The sequence below is a fragment of the Methylobacterium aquaticum genome, assembly GCF_001043915.1.
Taxonomy (GTDB): Bacteria; Pseudomonadota; Alphaproteobacteria; order Rhizobiales; family Beijerinckiaceae; genus Methylobacterium; species Methylobacterium aquaticum.
In genome coordinates, this window is sequence record NZ_LABX01000481.1 from 1 (window position 1) to 920 (window position 920).

The 920-nt window shown below is 71.6% G+C and carries 1 protein-coding gene; it reads right to left on the bottom strand.

Annotated elements, in window-relative coordinates:
• Positions 1-910, bottom strand: a 910-nt coding sequence (locus VP06_RS33350) for an outer-membrane lipoprotein carrier protein LolA (RefSeq protein WP_063928503.1), incomplete at its 3' end; no start/stop codon positions are given.
• Positions 911-920 lie beyond the last annotated feature (10 nt).

The window sequence follows — 920 nt, forward strand, 5'->3', positions numbered from 1 at the left end:
AGCTGTGTATAAGAGGCAGGACGAACAGCATGCCGTCGACAGCGCGGCCGCGCTGGAGGTTGGAGAGCAGCACGGTGGTCTGGTAGCCCTGCGGATCGGTGATCCGCCACTGGCTCAGGGTCTTCATCGTATCGTCGAAGTAGAGCGCGATGCGCGAGGTGCCGCCCAGCGTCGAGCGGTCGTCGAGGACGATGCGGATGCCGCCGGGCTCGGCCCCGATATCCGTCACCGTGAGGTCGCGGGCGAGGTCGATCTTGTCGCGCAAGAGGAATTTCAGCGGCGTCTGCGAGATGAAGTAGAGGTCCTGCGTCGCCAGCTTGCGGTCGCGCACCGCCACCGAGGTGCCGTCGGCGATCACCTCCAGGGTCGAGGGCTGGTCGTAGTCGAAGCGCAGGCGGCCGGGCTTGGCGAGGTAGAGCTTGCCGCCGATCTTGCGCCCGTCGGCGCCGATCTGGATGAAGTTGCCGGTCAGCGTCGAGACGTTGTTGAAATAGGCGTTGGCGCGCTCGATCACCGCGGCCGGGTTGGCGGGATCGACCGCACCGGGTGGCGCGACGGCGGCGACCTGCTGGGCCGAGCGGCCGGACTCGGGGGCGGACGGAACGGCGGCGGTCTCGACGGGCTCGGGCGCCGTGCCTTTGACCCCGCCGAGGGAGTTGGGCCGGCGCGGCGGCAGGGGCGCCCGGGCGGACGGGCTGGCGGGCGCCGCCTGGCTGGGAGCGACGGGTGCCGCCTCGGGCTGCGCCTCGGGCACCGGGTCCTTGCGGCCGAACAGGCCGTCGAGGAACGACGACACCTGTGCCTCTGCGGGGGCCGCAGTCAGGATGGCGGCAACCGAGAGGACGGCGCCGAGGGACACCGCGCGGAGCGGGCCGGAGCGGGGACGGCCGGTCCACGGCCCGGCGCTTATACACCTCTCC